Here is a 19191-nt window from a genome sequence, read left to right on the forward strand (position 1 = left end):
GATAGGCAGCGGCAAGGGAAAGGGCAATGGCGATGAAAGAGGCCGATTACGTGGTGATCGATCCGCAGGCGCGGGGTCCGGACGCGGTCGCGCGCGCCTTCGCCAACCAGGTCGCCTATTGCCGCGACAACCAGGCACCGATCACCGCCAGCGCGTGCGAGGGCTTGCGTGCGCTGCTCGGCGACGAGCGGGGCGGGGCGGTGATGCGGCGGGTGCGCAAATGGGCGGGGCCGCCGCTGGCGGATGCGCTGCCGCTGCGCATCGCGGGCGGGCTGCATGCGCTGCAGCTTGCAGGAGCCGAGCCCGCTCTGCGACCGATTTACGAGGGGCTGGGGCCAACCGATGCCGCCGAGCGGATTGCCGATACGCTGGAGCGGCACGAGGCCTTCCTGCTGCCGTGGCTAGACGGCCCGCCGCAGACCAATGAGGCGGGGCGTTCCTGGGGCTTTGCCGCGGCGATGCTGTGGCTCGCGAGCAAGGGCCTGCCGCCGCGTTTCGCGCTCTACGAACTGGGATCGAGCGCGGGGATCAATCTGATGATGGATCGCTACCGCTTCGATCTGGGTGGCGTGACGGCTGGGCCGGAGAATGCCGAGTTGCAACTCGTGCCCGAATGGCGCGGCGCGCCGCCGCCGCCGGGAAGCTTCGAAATCGTCGGAGCGAGGGGCTGCGATGTCGCGCCGGTGGATTTGACCGACCCCGATCAGGCCTTGCGGCTGAAGGCCTATATCTGGCCCGATTTCACCACCCGCTTCGCGCGGATGGATGCCGCGGTCGCGCTGGCTGCCGCAGCGCCGCCGCAGATCGCCAGATGCGGCGCGGCGGATTTCCTCGAGGAGGCCTTGGCGGAGCCGGAGCTGGGAGGGACCACGCGCATCGTGATGCATTCGGTGGTCTGGCAATATGTCCAGCCCGAGGAGCGCGAGCGGATCGAGGCGATGATGACCGAGGCCGGCGCGCGCGCCAAGCAGGAGGCACCGCTCGCCTGGGTCTCGCTCGAGGCCGACCGCGATACCCACCGCCACGAGCTCTCCGTCCGCTACTGGCCGGGCGGAGAGGATTGGCGCATGCTCGGCACCGCGCATCCGCACGGCAACTGGGTCGAGTGGACCGGCTAGGCCGTCCGGCCCAGGAACTCGTCCATCGCCGCATTGACCGGCCCGGGCGCTTCCCAGGGGACGAAATGGCCGCAATCGGGCACTTCGACGACGGTGAGGTCCTTCACCACCTCGTCCAGTCCCTCGAGATTTTCCGGCGGCAGCGCGAGATCGTCCAGCGCCCAGATCACCAGCGTCGGGATGGTTAGCGGCGGCAGCGGTGGCGGGGTCCAGCCCTCGGGCAGCGTGTAGGGCGCATCGGGAGCGGGGATGTCGATCGGGCTGGCGCGATACCAGTTGAGCATCGCGAAGGCGGCATCGCGGTCCTGCCAGTCCTCGAGCAATCGCGCGCGTTCGGCGGGTTCCATCTTGTCGGGCGCATCCCAGCGGATTTCCTGCAGCAGCAGGCCGCCAAGGCCATGCTCGCGGACCAGCGCGTCGTTGGCGGTGTCGCGAAACCCGCGCATATACTGGCTCGCGGCGCGCTGGACCGGGTTGGTGTAGAGCAGCCGCTGGAAGATCGCCGGATGCGGCGCATTGGCGATCACGGCGCGGGTCACCCGCCCGTTCATCTGCCCCATCAGCGCCACGCCCCATGCGATTGCGCCGCCCCAGTCGTGACCGATCACGGTGAAGCGCTCGACCCCCAGCGCATCGGCGAGCAGGAAGATGTCGCCCACCAGTTTGTCGGGGGTGTAGTCCGAAACCTCCGCAGGCTTGGACGAGCCGCGATAGCCGCGCTGGTCGGGCGCGATGCAGCGGAATTTCTTCGAGAAATGCGCGACCTGGTGGCGCCAGGTGCGGTGGCTTTCGGGGAAGCCGTGGAGGAAGATCAGGACCGGCGCATCGCGCGGGCCTTCGTCGACCACATCGAGCTCGATCCCGTTGGCGAGGGTAACGCGTTTCTGGTCCATCACGATTCCTCCTTCTGGAGTTTGTGCATGTAGCCCTTGGCGACCATCTGCGCGATCTGGTCGAACAGCTGGTCGGGGGTGCGGCGCAGCTCGCCCATCGCCTCCTCCATCCCTTGCGCGACGATGATCTCGCGCTGGTTCAGCTCCACCGCATCGACGATCCGCTTGGCCGCATCGGCGGGCGCGATGCCCTCGTCGATCGCCTTGTCGCTGTGGCCGCGCTTGCTGCCGTCGCCGGTCAGCGCGTTGCGGCTGACATCGGTGGCGACCGATCCGGGGCAGACCACATGGACCTCGATCCCGCTCTGCGACAGTTCGGCGCGCAGCGCGTCGGCATAGCCGACCAGCCCGAATTTGGCGGCGCAATAGGCGGTCCTCAGCGGCACCCCGACCTTGCCCGCGACCGAGGAGATGAACAGCAGCTTCCCGCTGCCGCGCTGCACCAGATGCGGCAGCAGCGCCTGCGTCGCGGCGATCTGCGCGGTGAGGTCGATATCGATGATGTCGCGATAGACCTGCATCGCGGTGTCGACCGCCGGGCTGCGCTGCGAAATCCCGGCGTTGGCGACGAAGATGTCGACCCCTGCGCCTTCAGTGGCGCGCGCGGTCGCCTCGTGCATCGCGTCCTCGTCGCGAACATCGAAGGGTAGCACGAGCGCCTCGGTCTCGAGCGAGGCAGCGACCTCGTCCAGCCGCGCCTCGTCGCGCCCCGACAGAATCACCCGTGCGCCCCGGCTTGCCCACTCGCGCGCCAGCGCCGCGCCGATGCCCGATGAAGCGCCGGTGATCCAGACGGTCTTGCCTTCGAAACCCATGATACTCTCCTGATAATTGTGTTGTGGCCGTGTTGCCCGGTCGCCTTTGGGCGTTTTTGGAGCCGGTGCCTACGGGTAGGTGACGGTCTTGGGCGGACCATCGGGCAGCGGAATGCGCTCGTCCAGATCGCCCGGAACCGCGGGAAAGCGCCGTTCGCGCCAGTCGTCCTTGGCCTGTTCGATGCGGTCGCGGCTCGAGCTGACGAAGTTCCACCAGACATGACGCTTGGTCGCAAAAGCCTCGCCCCCGAGCAGGATTACGCGCCCGCCCCGGTCCGAGCTCAGGGTCATGCTGCGCCCGGGTTCGAGCACGGTGAGCGTGTAAAGATCGAGCGCCGTGCCATCGATGCTCGCCGCGCCACCGACCAGCATCAGCGCGCGCTCGTCGGCGCTCACCTCGATCGGGATAGAGCTCTGCGATTCCAGCATAATCTCGGCATAGATGGTCTGCGCATAGGTGGTGACCGGCGCGCGCTCACCCCACAATTCGCCCATCACCACGGTGGCTTTCGCGCCGCCATCCGCGATCATCGGCAGGTCGAGCACCGCCTCGAAGGCAGGCTCGATCTCCTCGCGCCCGTCGGGCAATGCCAGCCAGGTCTGCATTCCGTAAAGCCGCGGCCCCGCTTCGCGGTCCGCCTCCGGAGAACGCTCCGAATGGACGATCCCGCGCCCCGCGGTCATCAGATTGACCTGGCCGGGACGGATGGTCGAGTGGCTGCCGAGGCTGTCGCGATGGTCGATCGCGCCCTCGAACAGCCAGGTCACGGTGGCCAGATTGATATGCGGGTGCGGCCGCACATCCATCCCGCTGCCGATGTCGAGCTGCGCCGGGCCGAACTGATCGACGAAGATGAAGGGCCCGACCATGCTGCGCTCCCTCGCGGGCAGCGCCCGGCGGACCTTGAACTGGCCGAGATCGTGGGTGGTGGGGACGATGGTCTGGGTAATCATGCGGAGTCCAGTTCGGGATAGTGGCGGAAGATGCCGTCCTCGTTGAAGGGGATGCGGCGCTCCGATTTCACATAGGCAACGATGCCGGGCAGTTCGGCGACGGCATCGCGGCAAGCGCGTATCCCCGGGTAGTCGCCCTCGATCTGCGCCATCCGGTTAGGGAAGGCGTAGCGGAGCCCTTCGACCAGCTGGAACAGCGATGTGTCCACATGGCCGAAGCGGTCGGCGCGGAAGAACGGGCCGGAGTTCACGCCGAGCGCGGATTCGAAATGGTCGAAATATTTCGGAATCCGCTCTTCGCGAAAGCCTTTTGCCGCGGTGGCGGCGGCTTCCTTCTGATCCTCGTAATACAACCCGCCGCCCGTCGGATGATGGGTGTCATGCGCCTCGGCGACCACATCGGTAATCGTCAGCTGGAGCTGGATCAGATGGAGGTCGGTCTGCGGGTCACCGCTTCCCAGATCATGGCGATCGGTCAGCCAGGCGAGGACATGCGCCACCTGCGCGATGGCGAATTCATCGTCTCCATCTTTGTCGACCAGATAGGGCGGCGCATAGGGCGCGAAACTGCCGCTCTTTTCGCGGGCTTCCATATCCTCGACCAGCGCCTGCGCATCGGCCTGCCGCGCCCGGTCGCGATAGGGAATGTCCGCGGCTTCCATGAACAAGCGGACGAATTCGCCTCGCCCCTGAATGCCGGGCCAGTACCACAGGTCGTAGCTCACGGCGTCGGCGCCGAAGCCTGGATCGCCAGCGCGTGGACCCGCTCGCCGGGGATGTCGCCAAGCGCGCGATTGACCATCCGCTGGCGCTCGAGCCGGCTCTTGTCGGCGAAGGCCGGCGCCTCGATGACCACGGTGAAATGCGATTCGCCGCTGCCGTCGTCGCCCGAATGGCCACTGTGCTTGGCGCTGTCGTTGATCACCTCGAGCCGCGTCGGGGTGAATGCCTCGGTGAGGAGGCGTTCCATTTCCTGCTGAACGGTTCCGGCCATGGGTTTTCTCCTTTTCGGGGGTTTCCTAACGCGAATGGCGTCCCCATCCTAATGCGAATGCGCCAGACAAGATTTCATGGCCGCTATGAAGCGGAGGGGCGGATGTGCGACCATCCCGCCTGCGACGCGTCGGGCGAATTTCGTGCTCCGGCGCGCGACGGGCACGGGCTCGACGGGCCCGGGCACTGGCGCTGGATGTGCCTCGATCACGTCCGCGAATTCAACGCCGGCTACGACTGGTTCGAAGGCATGAGCGTGGAGGAAATCCTCGATGCGCAGGGCGTGGCCGCGGGCTGGCGCACCGAAAGCGCGACCTTTCGGCCGACCGCCGGTGTCGACGGGATGCCGCGCTGGGCCGATTTCGACGATCCGCTCGACGCGATCGGCGCGCGTGCAGGCGGGATCCGCAGCCGCGTGCGGCGCGAGGCCGAGATGGCGATGGATGGCCGCTTCAGCCGCGAAGAGGCGGAGGCGCTGGAAGAAATGGGGCTTGGCCTCGACGCCGACCGTACCCGCCTGCGGCGGCGGTATTCCGAGCTGGTGCGGCGCTACCACCCTGACCGCAATGGCGGCGACCGCAAGTTCGAGGCGCGGCTGGGGCGGGTGGTGGAGGCTTATCAGCTGCTGCGAAAAAGCTCGGCGATGGGGTGATGCGAACCGATTGGCGCGCGATTATTTAAAGCTCGACTGAGCTTGAGGTTTGATTGGGCGCCTGCCAGTTTACTACGCCTCAATTCTGGCGGAACGCCCAGCGCAGCGTCTTCCCCATCCCCCAGGTCGCGGCGCGGGCGGGGAGTGCGATCAGGCCCGGTCGGTCGAGGCCGAGCATCGAGCGACCGAAGGGTGGCAGCAGCGCGACCGCCTCGGACCCCAGAATGCTTTGCACCGCGGGCGGCGCACCCTCGGGTCGCTGGTTGAGCACCAGTTCGGCGATCTCGCGCGCCTGCGGCGAAGCGGCGAGATCGTGCCGCAACTCGCGAAAGATCGCGTCCGCCTCGTTGCGGTCGAGCGGCACCGGATCGGCCCCCAGCGCTTTGGCGATCACCGCGAACTGGCGGTAATATTCGTCCTTGGCGTGATTGGGCATGTCGGGCCGGACATGGCGGACATAGGCAGCGAGGAAGCTGGTCGCCTCGGCGACATGGACCCATGCCAGAGTGCGCGGGTCGCGCGCCGAATAGGGCGTCCCATCGGGCAACGTGCCACCGACTTGGGCGTGGATGCGGTTGACCCGCTCGATCGCGCGCATGGCATCGTCGCGGTGGCCGAAGGTGGTGGTGGCGATGAAGCGCGCGGTCCGGCGCAGCCGCCCGTGCATGTCGCTGCGAAAGTTGGAATGGTCGAGCACGCCCTGCAGCGCATGCGGGTGGAGCATCTGCAGCAACAGGCTGCGAATGCCGCCCACCATCATGCCCACCACATCGGCGTGGACCAGCCGGATCGGCGAATCGCGCTCGAACAGCGCCTCGTCGCTGGGCGGGACCGATTGCTCGCCGCCCTCGACATCGTTGAACACCGCACGCACGCTGCCGATCAGGCGTTGGCGGAGTTTCTCGGATAGGTCGGCTTGCGGCATCATCAGCCAATATAGGGTTGGCTCGGCGAGGATAAATGCCTAACCCGCCAGCCGATGAACGACATGACCGAAAAGAGCTTCGACGCCTCCTCCAAAACCGTGCTGGCCGCGCCCGACACCGAGGTCGACGTGCGCGAGGTCTTCGGGATCGATATCGACTGGAAGGTGCCGGCCTTTTCCAAGCCTGACGAGCGGACGCCCGATCTCGACGAGGCCTACGTCTTCGACGCCGACACCACGCTGGCGATCCTCGCGGGCTTTGCGCATGATCGCAGAGTGATGGTGCAGGGCTATCACGGCACCGGCAAGTCGACCCATATCGAACAGGTCGCGGCGCGGCTCAACTGGCCGTGCATCCGCATCAATCTCGATGCCCATATCAGCCGTATCGACCTGATCGGTCGCGACGCCATCGTGCTGCGCGACGGTCTGCAGGTCACCGAATTCCGCGAAGGCCTGCTGCCTTGGGCGCTCCAGCACCCGGTGGCGCTGGTGTTCGACGAATACGATGCCGGCCGCCCCGATGTGATGTTCGTGATCCAGCGCGTTCTGGAGCAGCAGGGCAAGCTGACGCTGCTCGACCAGAACCGGGTGATCCGCCCTGATCCGCATTTCCGTCTCTTCGCCACCGCCAACACGGTCGGGCTGGGCGACACCAGCGGGCTCTATCACGGCACGCAGGCGATCAACCAGGGTCAGATGGACCGCTGGAACATCGTCATCGGGCTCAACTATCTGCCCGCCGAGACCGAGCAGGCGATCGTCGCCGCCAAGAACCCCGATGCCGATCCCAAGCTGATCGCCGACATGGTCAAGGTCGCCGATCTGACGCGGCAGGGCTTCATCAACGGCGATATCTCGACGGTGATGAGCCCGCGCACGGTCATCACCTGGGCGCAGAACAATGCGATCTTCAAGAATGTCGGCTTTTCCTTCCGGCTCTCCTTCCTCAACAAATGCGACGAGGAAGAGCGGATGCTGGTCGCCGAATATTACCAGCGCGTCTTCGGCGAGGATTTGCCCGAGAGCGTGGTCGGCAAAAACTGAGGCCGGCGGGTCTGGTCCCGCCTGTGTTGTTCTGTTAACACAGCAATTGCATGGGCTTGTTCGACCCCTTCCGGCGCAAGCCACCTGAGCCCGAACCGGCTCCGCATCGCGGCTATTATTCGCTGCACGACGGGCTGGGCGAGGAACCCGATTACGACGAATGGGATGCGCGGCTTGATGCGGTCGACCGGCAGCTTGTCGGGGAGCATCGCCTGCCACGCGACCCCGACACCCGGTTCTGGCAGCGCGATTACTGGCTTGGCCGACGCAAACGCTGGTGGGCGGGACGGATCATCGCGGCGCTGTTGGCGCTGTTCGTCCTCCTGGTCGCCTGGCTGGCGATCACCGCACCGCTCAACAAGTCGCTCCAGCCGATTGCCCCGCCAATGGTCACGCTGCTGGCCGCCGACGGCACGCCGATCGCCCGCAATGGCGCGGTCACCGACGAGCCGGTGGTGGTCGCCGAGTTGCCGCCGCATGTGGTCGAGGCGTTCATGGCCATCGAGGACCGGCGCTTCTACGACCATTGGGGCGTCGATCCGCGCGGGGTGGCACGCGCGGTGTTTATGGGGGTCGGCGGCGGCTCGACCATCACCCAGCAGCTGGCGAAATTCACCTTTCTGACCCCCGAGCAGACGCTGACGCGCAAGGCGCGCGAAATGCTGATCGCTTTCTGGCTGGAAAGCTGGCTGACCAAGGACGAAATCCTCGCGCGCTATCTGTCGAACGCCTATTTTGGCGACAATGTTTACGGCCTTCGCGCCGCAAGCCTGCATTTCTTCTACCGGCGTCCCGAGAACCTGACTGTCAGTCAGGCGGCCATGCTGGCGGGGCTGGTCCAGGCGCCCTCGCGCTTCAACCCGGTCAAGCATTACGACCGCGCGGAACGGCGCCGGCAGATGGTGGTCGAGGCGATGGTCGCGGCTGGGTATCTGAGCGAGGCCGAGGCGCGCAGCCTGCGCCCGCCCGCGCTCGACGTGCGTATGAAGAGCGACCTGCCCACGGGGACCTACTTTGCCGACTGGGCGCTGCCCGAGGCGCGCGAGCGGACCAGTGCCGGCTACGCCCGCCAGACGCTCACCACCACGCTCGACAGCCGGTTGCAGTCGATCGCGCGGGTGGTCACCGGGCGTCCGGAGCTGGGCGGGGCGCAGGTCGCGCTGGTCGCCATGCGCCCCAATGGCGAGGTCGTGGCGATGATCGGCGGCACGGATTACGGCAAATCGACCTTCAACCGCGTGACCCAGGCCAAGCGCCAGCCCGGATCGACCTTCAAGCTGTTCGTCTATCTCGCCGCGCTCCGCGCCGGCTGGGACCCCGACGATCGGATCGCCAACACCGCGATCGAGCAGGGGAGCTATCGCCCGAAGAATTCGCGCGAACGCTATTCGGACAGCCTGACGCTGCGCGAAGCTTTCGCCCAGTCGAGCAATGTCGCCGCGGTGCGCCTGTTCGGCGAAGTGGGGGATGAGGCGGTGATCGAAACCGCGCGCGATCTCGGCGTGTCGTCGGCACTGGCCGAGGGTGATCCCAGCCTCGCGCTCGGAACCTCGACCATGAGCCTGATCGAACTCACCGCCGCCTATGCCGGGGTCGCGGCCAATCGCTATCCGGTCGAACCCCACGCCTTCGCCCGCGCCGAGCCAAGCTGGTGGGAGCGGTTGTGGGATGGCAGCGACACGCTCTCGGGCCGGGTTCTCAGCGACATGGAGGACATGCTGCGCCACGCGATCAACCAGGGCACGGGCCGCGCGGCGATGCTGCCGGGGCCCAATTTCGGCAAGACAGGCACCACGCAGGACAACCGCGATGCGCTGTTCGTGGGTTATGCCAACGATCTGGTGGTCGGGGTGTGGATCGGCAATGACGACAATTCGCCGCTCGATGGGATCAGCGGCGGCGGCCTGCCCGCGCAGATATGGAAGGATTTCATGCGCCAGGCAGGTGGTGCGGCCGCACCGCGGGCCAACCCGACCCAGCGCGCCGATCCCGGCGGCCCCGTCGAGCCGCAGGACGTGCCCAATCTGGATGATATCCCGCTGGAAGACGGATCGCGCCTCCGGTTCGAGGATGGCGAGATGATCTATTCGACCGATGTCGAAGGCGTCGATCTCGACCTGCGGATGGGCCAGGACGGGGTGCGCGTCGATTCGCAGCGGTTCGAGGAGGTGCGCCGCCGCGCCGAGGAGGCGACGCGCCAGCGGATCGAGCAGGAGGAGGCGCGCATGCGCGAACGCTATGAAGCCGAGCGTCAGCGGCTGGAAGAACAGAACCGTTAGCTAGGCTGGCGGGTTCGCATCCACCATCAGGATGTTCATCACCGCGCTGGCGATCGGCCGCGCTTCGTCGTCCTGCCATGCCTCGACGCTGATATTGGCGGTACGGCGGCCGAGCTTGACGATCCGGGCCCTGGCGAAGCTGGGCCGGGTCTTGCCGCTGCGCAGGAACTGGACGGTGATGTTGATCGGCTTCATCTGCGCCTCGCGCTCGCCCCGCGCCAGCTCGGTCCGCAGCGCGCCATAGCCGGCGGTTTCGAGCAGGCCGCTGATCGCCCCTCCGTGGAGCGCGCCGGGGCGACCCTGTACCGCGTCGGAGAATTCGACCCGCAGTACAGGTGTATCGCCGTCCCACCGGTCGAGCGCGATGCCGAGCGAGCGGGCGTAGGGCGTGACGACCTCGATATCGCGATGATCAGCCACCTGGCAGCTCCACGTTGCGTGCATCGATCGACATGAAGACCGCCTGCATATGCGCCACCGGATCATCGGCGTCGCCATCATGCGCGATCCCGCGCACGAAGGCGGCCGAGCGGGTCAGGCGATAGCATTGCGCGCGGCCGAAGACGCTGGATCGCCCCCGGGCGGGGCGGGTGTAGTCGACGCGCAGGTCGAGCGTGGCGATGGCGCGGAACTGGCCCATTCGAGTCCAGATCGCCAGCCCGCTCGCCATGTCCATCAGGCTGATGATCGGGCCCGAAGCGAGCACCTCGCGCCCGTCCTCGCCCAACAAATCCTCGCGCCAGGGCAATTCGAGCTCGGCCCAGTCCTCGCCGTGGTCGCGATAGGCGAGACCCAGCCAGCCATTGTGCGACCGGGCCGTCAGGAACGGCGTCGCCTGCGCGGGATCGAAACGGGTTTGCTGATCGGCCATTGCCGCTCGCCCTGCCGCGCGGGCGGACCGATTACAATGGCAAAACCTTAATTGGTGAGCGTGTCGATCGCGCCCTGGAGGATGATCGCGGCGGCATGGCTGTCGATCCGCTCGGCGCGCTTGGCACGGCTCATGTCCTGGCCGATCATCGCCGCCTCGGCGCTGGCGGTGGACCAGCGCTCGTCCCACAGCAGTACCGGGAGCGCCAGCGCGGCGGAGAGATTGCGGGCATAGGCGCGGCTGGCCTGCGCGCGCGGACCCTCGCCCCCGTCCATATTGCGCGGCAGGCCGATCACCAGCCCCTTGATGGAGCGCTGCTGGACGAGCTCGCGCAGCTTGCCGCAATCTGCGGTGAACTTGCCGCGGGGCAGGGTTTTCCCTGCGGTGGCAAAGCGCCAGCCCGCATCGCAGGTCGCCAGCCCGATCGTACGGGTGCCAAGGTCCAGTCCGAGCAACACGCCGCCATCGGGCAGCTGCTCGTCGAACGCGGCTGCGCTGTCGGTTACGAGCCCGCCGCTGTCCATGCCCGTACGCGCTCCAGCACGTCCTTCTGCACATTCGCCCAGAACAGCGGGATGTCGTAGACGTGGTAATTGTTACCCGGCAGGACGCCTTCGCCCAGCTCGGGCGGATCGCCGATCAACAGCAGGCCCGAGGCATCGCAGCGCGCCGGAATCGCTCCGGGAACGAGCTCGCCGCGGGAAAGACCCTCGTCGGGAACCAGCGTGCCCAGATTGCTGCTGGCCGGCGCGCTGCCATTGGTGCCGCCGGTGAGCGGATTGACGCACAGAATCGGCCCGTCGCCGCGCGGCTCGCCATCCAAACCGGGGGTGGACCCGTAACGGCGCATCAGGAAATCGGGATCGTTGTCATCGGCAAAGCTCGACCAGCTCAGAATGCAGCCGACCTGTCCCGGCGCGGCGCAGGCGGGGAAGGGCAGCGCGGGCAGATCGTGCTCGACCGAGATCGGCCAGCCCGGGGCGTAGACGGCAGCGATGCGGCTCTCCAGATCGGTCCCGGCGACCTCTTCCATCAGCAGCCGCAGGATATGCAGCGCCCCCTGGCTGTGGCCAGCCAGAACGATCGGCTTTGCCGGATCGACGCTCTCGACGAAATAGCGGAAGGCGTCGCGGACATCGCGATAGGCCGCGTCGATCGCCAGTTTCGCGGCGGGCTTGTCGGTCAGGAAAGCGCCGACCGAAGCCTGGCGGTATTTCGGCGCCCAGATCTCGTCGGCGGCGTTGAAGGGGCTCGCAAGCCCGCGCAGGAAAATGCGCGCGCGCTGGTTGGTGGGAGCATCGGTGAGGCTGGCGTTCCAGTCGCCGCCGGCCTGGATATAGCTGGTCGGGGGAACGAAGAAGACTGCGAAATCGGGTGTTGCGGCTGCTTCGACCGGAGCGGCGCGGCGACTGCTTTCCGGTGCGAGCGCGACGGGACCTTCGCCCAGCGTACGCTCGGCGGCAGGGGCTTCGGGGGAAGGCTCCCGGGTCGCCGGATCCTCGGGAGGGTCTGCGATTGCGGGCTGATAGCGCGCCGGATCGTCGGTGCCGATGCCGGGGCGCGAATACCACATCCCCGGGTCCTGATAGGCGTTTGCGGCAAGCGCTTCCTGTTCGACGAATTCGCCGCGCGGGACAAAGGCGATTTCGGTCGCCTCGCGTGACCAGATCGACAGCGCAATCCCGCCCAGGATCACGGCAACAATAACAAATGCGACGAAATAGAGAAACTTACGCGCCATTCGTTTCCGCCTTTCGAGCGTGGTTTTGGTCGCTGTCTTCCGCGTCGGCAGTTTCGGCGCGACGTTCCAGCGCGACCTTGATCATCGCCAGCAAGGGATCGGCAAGGAACAGACCGATGATCCCGAACAGGATCCCCATCACCAGCTGCGCCGCCAGCACCAGCGCAGGTGCCAGGTCGACCGTCTTGCGGGCGATCATCGGCACGACGACATAGCCGTCGAAATTCTGGACGAAGAGATAAACGAAGATTGTGTAAACCCCCATCTCGACGCCTCCGGAGAAGCCCACCATCACCATCAGCAGGCCCGAGAGAAGCGCGCCCAGATTGGGAACGAAGGCAAGCAGTCCGGTCAGTATAGCCAGCAGCGCCGCCATCGGCACCACGCCGATCCCGAACAGCGGTCCGACGAAGGCCAGCATGACATAGGTGAACACCCCTTCGACGACCATTCCGAGCAGCCGACCGGCCATCAGCCGCCGCAGGGTCTGGGCCATGCGCTTGGCGGTGACGTAGAAGGACGCGCGATGGGCGCGCGGCAGGGTCCAGGCGACGCCGCGCTCGTAAAGCTGCGGCTCGAGCGCAACATAGACCCCGATGATGGCGATCAGCACCACGGTCGTCAGTCCGCCCAGCAATCCACCCAGTGCGCGGGTGAGCGTGCCGATCCCGCTGGTGATGCTGCCGGCGTAATTCTGTAGCTGGCTCTGGCTTACCTGGAACCCCTGCGCCCGCGCCCAGTCGATGACCTCGCTGACCTGGCGTTCGACGATCTCGGGGAACAGCGCCGCCTCGCGCGAGATCGTCGATCCGGCGAAATAGCCGAGCCAGGCCAGGAAGGCGATGCTCAGCACGAGCACCATCGCCACGCGCAAATAGCGCGGGATCGGCAGGATCCGCCCCAGCAGACGCGCGCCGCCGTCGATCATCGCTGCAAACACGAGCGCGCCAAAAATCACCAGAAGCGAGCGGGAGATGTAGATCGCCAAAATGAACCCGCCGACGACCAGCGTCCATATGATGGCTCGCCTGACTTCGAACTGCAGTCGCGGATCGGACACGCGCGACGGGCTGTTTCCCAGATCCTCCCGCGCCAGTTCGGTAGGCGAGGCGAGGCGGCTGTCGTGTTCGCCCTGTCCGCTTGCGGTGTCGGAGGGGCCGCTCATCGCGCTACTTGGCCCGTTCGGCGAGCGGCGGACGCAGTGTCGACCAGGCGCGATCGCCGCGCATCGAGCTGAACCAACTGACGGGGTTGAGCCCGGTAGTCCCGTCGAGCGAGAAAGTGATGAACTCCGCGCGGCCGCCGATGTTTTCCAGCGGTACCGGTCCGCCCAGGCCCTGCGCGAAAATCTCGGCGCGGCTGTCGGCCGAATGGTCGCGGTTGTCGCCCATCACGAAGACATGGCCCTCGGGAATGGTGATCTCGGCGTAATTGTCGAGATACTGATCCTGATGATCGATGATCAGATAGCTCGCGCCATTGGGCAAGGTCTCGCGCCGCACTGGGATTTCGTAGACCGATTCCCCATTGGCCTCGCGCATCAGATAGGGCGCGAAATCGGCCATGCAGGGATCGCCATTGCAAAGGTGCTGGTCGTATTCGGCGGGAATGCGCAGCGCCGGCTCGACTTCCTGCCGCACCGCTTCGCCGTTGAGGATGATCCGTCCGTCGCGCACCGCGATCCGGTCGCCCGGCAGCGCGACCACGCGCTTGATGTAATCCTCGTCGCGGGTCGGATGCACCGGGATGACGACATCGCCATATTCGGGCGTGTCGCCAAGCAGGCGCCAGTCGCCGCGCGGAGCGAGGTGGAAGCTGATCGAGGACCAGTTCCAGCCATAGGGGTACTTGCTCACCACCAGCCGGTCGCCCACGAACAGGTTGGGCAGCATCGAGGTGCTGGGGATGTAGAAGGGCTTGGCGACGAAGCTGTGGAAGGCGAACACCGCCAGCAGCATCAGCGCCAGCCCGCGCAGTTCGGCGAGCCAGTTGACGCCCTCACCGTTGGCATCGGCGGATGCTTTTTTCGCAGAAGGTTCGGTCGCGGCGATGGTGTCGGAACTCATTTACGCAGGGCCTCGATGACAACCAGGGCCTGCGCCCATGGGTGATCGTCGGTGAGGGTGAGATGAATATGCGCCTCATGGCCGGGCGGGACCATTTCCGCAAGCCGCTTCGCCGCCCCGCCGGTCAGCGCGAGCGTGGGCGCGCCCGAGGGGGCGTTGACCACCCCGATGTCCTTCATGAACACGCCGCGCCGGAAGCCCGTGCCGACCGCCTTGGAGAAGGCCTCCTTGGCGGCGAATCGCTTGGCGTAGGTGCCGGCGATCGAGAACGGGCGACGGCGGGCCTTGGCGCGCTCGGTCTCGGTGAAGACGCGATTCTCGAACCGCTCGCCAAAACGATCGAGAGACGACTGGATTCGCTCGATATTGCAGAGGTCCGAACCCAGTCCGATGATCACCGCGCTTCGTCCATCAACTCGCGCATCTGGCGGACCGCCTGCTCGAGCCCGACGAACACCGCCTCGCCGATGAGGTAATGTCCGATGTTGAGTTCGGCGATCTGCGGGATGGCGGCGATCGGCTGGACGTTGTCGTAGGTAAGGCCGTGGCCCGCGTGCGGCTCGATCCCGTTATTTGCGGCCAGCGCGGCCATGTCGGCGATGCGGCGCAACTCGCGCGCGCGGTCCTCGCCGGTGGCGTGGGCGTATTCGCCGGTGTGGAACTCCACCACGGGCACCCCGAGCCTCAGCGCCGCTTCGAGCTGGCGCTCCTCAGCCTCGATGAACAGGCTGACGCGGATGCCATGGTCGAGCAGCCGTGCCACGATCGGCGCGAGACGGTTGTCCAGTCCCGCCGCATCGAGTCCGCCCTCGGTGGTGCGTTCCTCGCGCTTCTCGGGCACGATGCAGGCGGCGTGCGGCATATGCGAGAGCGCGATGGCGAGCATCTCCTCGGTCGCCGCCATCTCGAGATTCAGCGGCAGACCGGTCGCCTCCTGGATCCGCCTGAGGTCGCCGTCGCGGATATGGCGACGGTCTTCGCGCAGATGCGCGGTGATCCCGTCACCGCCGACCGCGGCGACGATCTGCGCCGCGCGCACCGGGTCGGGATGATCGCCGCCGCGCGCATTGCGGATGGTGGCGACGTGATCGATGTTGACGCCGAGGCGCAGCGGAACCGATCGCGACAGTTCGGTGCGAAGTGGCTCGCTCATACCTTGCGGCTTCCGGGCTTGGTGATCTGGATCGCTGCCAGTTCCTCGGGCAGTTCGTTTTCGGCATAGGTGGGAAAGGCGATGTCGAGCAGTGCGAAAAAGGGCACTCCCAGATCGACTTCGCCGTTCGAGCGATCGACCAGCGCGACTTCGGCGATCACCTCACCGCCTTCTTCTCCCACAGCCGCGATCGCTTCGCGGCTCGACAGGCCGGTGGTGACCACATCCTCGACCATCAGCACCCTCTGTCCCGGCTCTATCCGGAATCCCCGGCGCAGGTGGAACTTGCCCTCGGGTCGTTCGAGAAAAATCGCATCCTTCTCGAGACAGCGTCCGACTTCATGACCGATGATCAGCCCGCCCATCGCCGGGCTGACCACCAGATCGACCTGCGAGCGGATGTCGCGGGGCAGTTTCTGGCACAGTCCCCGCGCCAAACGCGCGGCGCGATCGGGGTTCATCAACACCCGTGCGCATTGCAGGTAATGCCCCGAATGACGCCCCGAGGAGAGCAGGAAATGCCCTTCGAGGAGGGCTTCGCTGCTGCGGAAATCGGCGATGATGTGTTCGTCGTTCATGTCAGCGCGAGCACAAAGCGATTTGGCGGCGGTTGCGCAAGAGGCAAACGACCTTGCGCATTTTTTGCCCCCTTGTGCTTGAGGCGCAGGGAAAGCCTGCCTATAGGCCACTCAACTCGGCCCCCAAGGTGACGTGTGTCATACCCCGGGCCGGTATCAGCGGCGGTCAGTCCGCCCGTGCCAGTGAAACGGGACATTATGTCGAGCATTCAATCTCTTGCCGCCCATCGCGGGACCTTCCGGATCTTCGCAGCCCTGCTTGCTGCGCTTGTGCTGACCTTCGGCTGGCAGGCCGCGAGCGCGCAATCGACCCTCGAACGCGGTGATCTCGTCGCCCCGGCGCCGGCGGTAACGCCGCCCGCCGCGCTGGAACAGGTCGATCCGGCGGTTGCTGCCGATGTTGCCGATCCCGAAGCGGTCGCGGCCGGTGCCGATGCCTACACGCCGATGGCGCCGGTCGAGGGCAAGGGCATGCCGGTCGATGGCCTGATCGATATCCAGCCGCAATTTTCCGAGAATGGTCGGACGGCCTATGGACTGCACGTCGGCCTCGTTTGGATGATGGGGCTGATCAGCCTCTTCGTGCTGGGCCTGCTTCTCTATGTGGTGGTGCGCTTCAACCGCAAGGCCAACCCGGTCCCGTCGAAGACCACGCACAACACGCTCATCGAAGTCGTCTGGACCGTGGTGCCGGTGCTCATCCTGGTCGCCATCGCGATCCCTTCGATCGGCCTGCTTGCCAAGCAGTACGAAGTGCCCGGGGAAGACGCGATCACCATCAAGGCGACCGGCTACCAGTGGTACTGGGGCTACACCTATCCCGACAATGGCGAGTTCGAGATTATCTCGAACATGCTCGACGAGGAAGAGGCCGTCGCACGTGGCGAGCCCGCGCAGCTGGCGGTCGACAACCGCATGGTCGTGCCTGCCGGCGTCCCGATCCGCCTGCAGGTCACCGGCGCCGATGTCATCCACAGCTTCGCCATCCCCTCGCTGTGGTTCAAGATCGATGCCGTTCCCGGTCGCCTGAACGAGCGTCTGCTCGAGATCGAAGAGCCCGGCGTCTATTATGGCCAATGTTCGGAACTGTGCGGTGCACGCCACGGCTATATGCCGATCGCGATCGAAGCGCTGCCCATGGACCAGTGGCGCGCATGGGTCCGCGCGCAGGGCGGCACCTTTGCCGAGGACGAGGCGGCTGCTGCAGTTGCCGGCGAAGCCTCGGCCGCACCGCTGCAGGCGCCTGAAAGCGCCGCACCGGGTGCTCCTGGTGCCGGTGCTCCGCCGACCCAAGACACGTCGCCGACCACGTAAACCGAATTCCAGCGAACGAAGAGACCACCCATCATGGCCACCACAGCCGACGCATTCCAGGCCCATGCCGACGATCACGCGCATGACCATGCCGATCACAAGCCGGGCTTCTTCGCCCGCTGGTTCATGTCGACCAATCACAAGGACATCGGCACGCTCTACCTGATTTTCGCGATCTTCGCAGGTATCATCGGTGGCGCGATCTCGGGCATCATGCGGATGGAGCTGGCCGAGCCCGGCATCCAGTATCTGACCTGGTGGGCCGAGTTCATGGGCGGCACCGCGGATTTCGACACCGCGCTGCATATGTGGAACGTCTTCATTACCGCGCACGGTCTGATCATGGTGTTCTTCATGGTCATGCCGGCGATGATCGGCGGCTTCGGCAACTGGTTCGTCCCGCTGATGATCGGCGCGCCCGACATGGCCTTCCCGCGGATGAACAACGTCTCGTTCTGGCTGACCGTTGCCGGCTTCTGCAGCCTGATCTTCTCTTTGTTCGTTCCGGGCGGTACCGGTCCGGGCGCGGGCACGGGCTGGACATTCTACGCTCCGCTTTCGAGCACGGGTAGCCAGGGGCCGGCGGTCGATTTCGCGATCTTCTCGCTCCACCTGGCGGGTGCAGGCTCGATCCTGGGTGCGACCAATTTCATCACCACCATCTTCAACATGCGTGCCCCGGGCATGACCCTGCACAAGATGCCGCTGTTCGTGTGGTCGGTGCTGGTAACCGCCTTCCTGCTGCTGCTGGCGCTGCCGGTGCTCGCCGCGGCGATCACCATGCTGCTCACCGACCGTAATTTCGGCACCACTTTCTTCGATCCCGCCGGCGGCGGCGATCCGGTGCTCTACCAGCATCTGTTCTGGTTCTTCGGCCACCCCGAGGTCTACATCATGATCCTGCCGGGCTTCGGCATGGTCAGCCAGGTCATCGCGACCTTCAGCCGCAAGCCGGTGTTCGGCTATCTCGGCATGGCCTACGCAATGGTCGCGATCGGCGTGGTCGGCTTCGTGGTCTGGGCGCACCACATGTACACCGTGGGCCTCGACGTGAACACGAAGATGTATTTCACCGCTGCCACCATGGTCATCGCAGTGCCGACGGGCGTGAAGATCTTCAGCTGGATCGCGACGATGTGGGGTGGCTCGATCGAGTTCAAGAGCCCGCTGGTCTGGGCTCTTGGCTTCATCTTCCTGTTCACCGTCGGCGGTGTGACCGGGGTGTACCTCGCCAATGGCGGCATCGACGACGTGGTCCACGACACCTATTTCGTGGTCGCGCACTTCCACTATGTGTTGTCGATGGGCGCGGTGTTCTCGATCTTCGCCGGTTTCTACTACTGGTTCCCGAAGATGAGCGGCCGGATGCACTCCGAACTGCTCGCGCATCTCCACTTCTGGGGCTTCTTCATCGGCGTGAACGTGATCTTCTTCCCGCAGCATTTCCTGGGTCTGCAGGGCATGCCGCGCCGCTATCCGGACTACACCCCGGCATACCAGTTCTGGAACGAGATCAGCTCCTACGGCTATCACATCATGGCTGCCTCGATGCTGCTGTTCTTCGCCAACATGATCTACGCCTTCACCGCGGGCAAAAAGGCTCCGGCCAACCCCTGGGGCGAAGGCGCGACGACGCTGGAATGGACGCTGTCCAGCCCGCCGCCGTTCCACCAGTTCGAGACGCTGCCGGTGATCGAGGATCACCACGATTACCACGATCACCGTCAGGTCGATCCAAAGGAGACGACCGCCTAGGGGATCGGACAACCGAACACGCGAGCGGCCGGTCCCC

Annotated in this window: 21 protein-coding genes; 6 read left to right on the forward strand and 15 right to left on the reverse strand. The window is 66.0% G+C overall.

Going from position 1 to position 19191, the window contains the following annotated elements; translation table 11 throughout:
• Positions 1–26 precede the first annotated feature (26 nt).
• Entirely contained in the window at positions 27–1118 is a 1092-nt protein-coding gene (locus ACWIKC_RS04115) for a DUF2332 domain-containing protein (RefSeq protein WP_454598858.1), read from the forward strand.
• Here the strand turns inward: ACWIKC_RS04115 and ACWIKC_RS04120 are convergent.
• The 5 genes from ACWIKC_RS04120 to ACWIKC_RS04140 form a co-directional block, all read right to left on the reverse strand.
• Positions 1115–2011 carry an alpha/beta fold hydrolase gene (locus ACWIKC_RS04120; protein WP_454598859.1) on the reverse strand — a complete coding sequence of 299 codons (897 nt, stop codon included), beginning with the start codon at positions 2009–2011 and terminating at the stop codon, positions 1115–1117. The two genes, ACWIKC_RS04115 and ACWIKC_RS04120, sit on opposite strands and share 4 nt — an antisense overlap.
• Entirely contained in the window at positions 2011–2826 is an 816-nt protein-coding gene (locus ACWIKC_RS04125) for an SDR family NAD(P)-dependent oxidoreductase (RefSeq protein WP_454598860.1), read from the reverse strand. The genes ACWIKC_RS04120 and ACWIKC_RS04125 overlap by 1 nt, the downstream gene beginning before the upstream one ends.
• A gap of 69 nt (positions 2827–2895) precedes the next feature.
• Positions 2896–3780 (reverse strand): pirin family protein, encoded by an 885-nt coding sequence (locus ACWIKC_RS04130; RefSeq protein ID WP_454598861.1) that lies wholly within the window; start codon positions 3778–3780, stop codon positions 2896–2898.
• Positions 3777–4505 (reverse strand): glutathione S-transferase, encoded by a 729-nt coding sequence (locus tag ACWIKC_RS04135; RefSeq protein WP_454598862.1) that lies wholly within the window; start codon positions 4503–4505, stop codon positions 3777–3779. The genes ACWIKC_RS04130 and ACWIKC_RS04135 overlap by 4 nt, the downstream gene beginning before the upstream one ends.
• Positions 4502–4774, reverse strand: a complete 273-nt coding sequence (locus ACWIKC_RS04140; RefSeq protein WP_454598863.1) for a BolA family protein — start codon at positions 4772–4774, stop codon at positions 4502–4504. Before ACWIKC_RS04140 ends, ACWIKC_RS04135 begins: the two co-directional genes overlap by 4 nt.
• A gap of 57 nt (positions 4775–4831) precedes the next feature.
• Here ACWIKC_RS04140 and ACWIKC_RS04145 point away from each other — a divergent pair, with 57 nt between their 5' ends.
• Positions 4832–5425 carry a J domain-containing protein gene (locus ACWIKC_RS04145; protein ID WP_454598864.1) on the forward strand — a complete coding sequence of 198 codons (594 nt, stop codon included), beginning with the start codon at positions 4832–4834 and terminating at the stop codon, positions 5423–5425.
• 79 nt (positions 5426–5504) lie between these two features.
• On the opposite strand, the gene ACWIKC_RS04150 is transcribed toward ACWIKC_RS04145, so the two are convergent.
• Positions 5505–6353 carry an oxygenase MpaB family protein gene (locus tag ACWIKC_RS04150; RefSeq protein ID WP_454598865.1) on the reverse strand — a complete coding sequence of 283 codons (849 nt, stop codon included), beginning with the start codon at positions 6351–6353 and terminating at the stop codon, positions 5505–5507.
• Positions 6354–6404: 51 nt separating this feature from the next.
• On the opposite strand from ACWIKC_RS04150, the gene cobS reads away from it, so the two are divergent.
• Both cobS and ACWIKC_RS04160 read left to right on the forward strand, forming a co-directional pair.
• Entirely contained in the window at positions 6405–7397 is a 993-nt protein-coding gene (gene cobS / locus ACWIKC_RS04155) for a cobaltochelatase subunit CobS (protein WP_454598866.1), read from the forward strand.
• A gap of 50 nt (positions 7398–7447) precedes the next feature.
• On the forward strand, positions 7448–9676 hold the full coding sequence (locus ACWIKC_RS04160) for a transglycosylase domain-containing protein (RefSeq protein ID WP_454598867.1): 2229 nt from the start codon (positions 7448–7450) through the stop codon (positions 9674–9676).
• On the opposite strand, the gene ACWIKC_RS04165 is transcribed toward ACWIKC_RS04160, so the two are convergent.
• From ACWIKC_RS04165 to pyrE, 9 genes are read right to left on the reverse strand one after another with little or no spacing between them, the layout of a single operon-like run.
• Complete coding sequence (locus ACWIKC_RS04165) at positions 9677–10096, reverse strand: PaaI family thioesterase (protein ID WP_454598868.1); 420 nt, start codon at positions 10094–10096, stop codon at positions 9677–9679. It lies immediately after the preceding gene.
• Entirely contained in the window at positions 10089–10547 is a 459-nt protein-coding gene (locus ACWIKC_RS04170) for a PaaI family thioesterase (protein ID WP_454598869.1), read from the reverse strand. Before ACWIKC_RS04170 ends, ACWIKC_RS04165 begins: the two co-directional genes overlap by 8 nt.
• A gap of 47 nt (positions 10548–10594) precedes the next feature.
• Positions 10595–11071, reverse strand: coding sequence for a Holliday junction resolvase RuvX (gene ruvX / locus ACWIKC_RS04175; protein WP_454598870.1), 477 nt, complete (start codon positions 11069–11071; stop codon positions 10595–10597).
• Positions 11050–12288, reverse strand: coding sequence for a DUF3089 domain-containing protein (locus ACWIKC_RS04180; protein WP_454598871.1), 1239 nt, complete (start codon positions 12286–12288; stop codon positions 11050–11052). Before ACWIKC_RS04180 ends, ruvX begins: the two co-directional genes overlap by 22 nt.
• Complete coding sequence (locus ACWIKC_RS04185) at positions 12278–13453, reverse strand: AI-2E family transporter (protein ID WP_454598872.1); 1176 nt, start codon at positions 13451–13453, stop codon at positions 12278–12280. Before ACWIKC_RS04185 ends, ACWIKC_RS04180 begins: the two co-directional genes overlap by 11 nt.
• Before the next feature lie 4 nt (positions 13454–13457).
• On the reverse strand, positions 13458–14354 hold the full coding sequence (lepB, locus tag ACWIKC_RS04190) for a signal peptidase I (protein WP_454598873.1): 897 nt from the start codon (positions 14352–14354) through the stop codon (positions 13458–13460).
• Positions 14351–14752 carry a holo-ACP synthase gene (acpS, locus tag ACWIKC_RS04195; RefSeq protein WP_454598874.1) on the reverse strand — a complete coding sequence of 134 codons (402 nt, stop codon included), beginning with the start codon at positions 14750–14752 and terminating at the stop codon, positions 14351–14353. The genes lepB and acpS overlap by 4 nt, the downstream gene beginning before the upstream one ends.
• Entirely contained in the window at positions 14749–15507 is a 759-nt protein-coding gene (locus tag ACWIKC_RS04200) for a pyridoxine 5'-phosphate synthase (RefSeq protein WP_454598875.1), read from the reverse strand. The genes acpS and ACWIKC_RS04200 overlap by 4 nt, the downstream gene beginning before the upstream one ends.
• Positions 15504–16085: an orotate phosphoribosyltransferase gene (gene pyrE, locus ACWIKC_RS04205; protein WP_454598876.1), complete on the reverse strand. Its 582-nt coding sequence runs from the start codon at positions 16083–16085 to the stop codon at positions 15504–15506. The genes ACWIKC_RS04200 and pyrE overlap by 4 nt, the downstream gene beginning before the upstream one ends.
• A gap of 198 nt (positions 16086–16283) precedes the next feature.
• On the opposite strand from pyrE, the gene coxB reads away from it, so the two are divergent.
• Complete coding sequence (gene coxB / locus ACWIKC_RS04210) at positions 16284–17399, forward strand: cytochrome c oxidase subunit II (RefSeq protein ID WP_454598877.1); 1116 nt, start codon at positions 16284–16286, stop codon at positions 17397–17399.
• 33 nt (positions 17400–17432) lie between these two features.
• The gene (ctaD, locus tag ACWIKC_RS04215) at positions 17433–19154 is read left to right on the forward strand and encodes a cytochrome c oxidase subunit I (protein WP_454598878.1); all 1722 of its coding nucleotides are present in this window, start codon (positions 17433–17435) and stop codon (positions 19152–19154) included.
• Positions 19155–19191 lie beyond the last annotated feature (37 nt).

It is taken from the genome of Qipengyuania sp. SM2507 (assembly GCF_053714505.1).

Bases quoted from the DNA above. Each gene is read 5' to 3' on its own strand.
- ACWIKC_RS04115 (WP_454598858.1), top strand. From the start codon at position 27: ATGGCGATGAAAGAGGCCGATTACGTGGTGATCGATCCGCAGGCGCGG.
- ACWIKC_RS04120 (WP_454598859.1), bottom strand. From the start codon at position 2,011: ATGGACCAGAAACGCGTTACCCTCGCCAACGGGATCGAGCTCGATGTG.
- ACWIKC_RS04125 (WP_454598860.1), bottom strand. From the start codon at position 2,826: ATGGGTTTCGAAGGCAAGACCGTCTGGATCACCGGCGCTTCATCGGGC.
- ACWIKC_RS04130 (WP_454598861.1), bottom strand. From the start codon at position 3,780: ATGATTACCCAGACCATCGTCCCCACCACCCACGATCTCGGCCAGTTC.
- ACWIKC_RS04140 (WP_454598863.1), bottom strand. From the start codon at position 4,774: ATGGCCGGAACCGTTCAGCAGGAAATGGAACGCCTCCTCACCGAGGCA.
- ACWIKC_RS04145 (WP_454598864.1), top strand. From the start codon at position 4,832: ATGCGCCAGACAAGATTTCATGGCCGCTATGAAGCGGAGGGGCGGATG.
- ACWIKC_RS04150 (WP_454598865.1), bottom strand. From the start codon at position 6,353: ATGATGCCGCAAGCCGACCTATCCGAGAAACTCCGCCAACGCCTGATC.
- cobS (WP_454598866.1), top strand. From the start codon at position 6,405: ATGAACGACATGACCGAAAAGAGCTTCGACGCCTCCTCCAAAACCGTG.
- ACWIKC_RS04160 (WP_454598867.1), top strand. From the start codon at position 7,448: ATGGGCTTGTTCGACCCCTTCCGGCGCAAGCCACCTGAGCCCGAACCG.
- ACWIKC_RS04170 (WP_454598869.1), bottom strand. From the start codon at position 10,547: ATGGCCGATCAGCAAACCCGTTTCGATCCCGCGCAGGCGACGCCGTTC.
- ruvX (WP_454598870.1), bottom strand. From the start codon at position 11,071: ATGGACAGCGGCGGGCTCGTAACCGACAGCGCAGCCGCGTTCGACGAG.
- ACWIKC_RS04180 (WP_454598871.1), bottom strand. From the start codon at position 12,288: ATGGCGCGTAAGTTTCTCTATTTCGTCGCATTTGTTATTGTTGCCGTG.
- ACWIKC_RS04185 (WP_454598872.1), bottom strand. From the start codon at position 13,453: ATGAGCGGCCCCTCCGACACCGCAAGCGGACAGGGCGAACACGACAGC.
- lepB (WP_454598873.1), bottom strand. From the start codon at position 14,354: ATGAGTTCCGACACCATCGCCGCGACCGAACCTTCTGCGAAAAAAGCA.
- ACWIKC_RS04200 (WP_454598875.1), bottom strand. From the start codon at position 15,507: ATGAGCGAGCCACTTCGCACCGAACTGTCGCGATCGGTTCCGCTGCGC.
- pyrE (WP_454598876.1), bottom strand. From the start codon at position 16,085: ATGAACGACGAACACATCATCGCCGATTTCCGCAGCAGCGAAGCCCTC.
- coxB (WP_454598877.1), top strand. From the start codon at position 16,284: ATGTCGAGCATTCAATCTCTTGCCGCCCATCGCGGGACCTTCCGGATC.
- ctaD (WP_454598878.1), top strand. From the start codon at position 17,433: ATGGCCACCACAGCCGACGCATTCCAGGCCCATGCCGACGATCACGCG.